Genomic DNA, 357 nt, shown 5'->3' on the forward strand with positions numbered 1-357 from the left:
CAACGCATCTCAAAGAGATGGGGATTGTTGTTATTCGTCAGCTTTCCAAATTGTTAAAGAGCTCGATTTTCTGATGAAAACCATTTTTAAGAACACTTAAGACTTTTTCTTTAAAAAGAAATGCGCTTAAAGATGGTGGAGCTAAGCAGGATCGAACTGCTGACCTCCTGCGTGCAAGGCAGGCGCTCTCCCAGCTGAGCTATAGCCCCATCAGGTGTTGATACTGTGTGCCAATTCTTCTGGGAGGAAGATTGGTGGGTCTGAGTGGACTTGAACCACCGACCTCTCGCTTATCAGGCGAACGCTCTAACCACCTGAGCTACAGACCCAGTATCGTCTCTTAACGTGTATAAACGT

At 45.9% G+C, this 357-nt stretch carries 2 tRNA genes; both read right to left on the reverse strand.

Annotation, left to right across the window (positions count from 1 at the left end):
• Nucleotides 1-133: 133 nt before the first annotated feature.
• A tRNA-Ala gene (locus OH455_RS23315) sits at nucleotides 134-209 on the reverse strand.
• 43 nt (nucleotides 210-252) lie between these two features.
• A tRNA-Ile gene (locus OH455_RS23320) sits at nucleotides 253-329 on the reverse strand.
• Nucleotides 330-357: the final 28 nt, after the last annotated feature.

The sequence above is a fragment of the Vibrio sp. T11.5 genome (assembly GCF_027587155.1).
GTDB classification, from domain to species: domain Bacteria; phylum Pseudomonadota; class Gammaproteobacteria; order Enterobacterales; family Vibrionaceae; genus Vibrio; species Vibrio neptunius.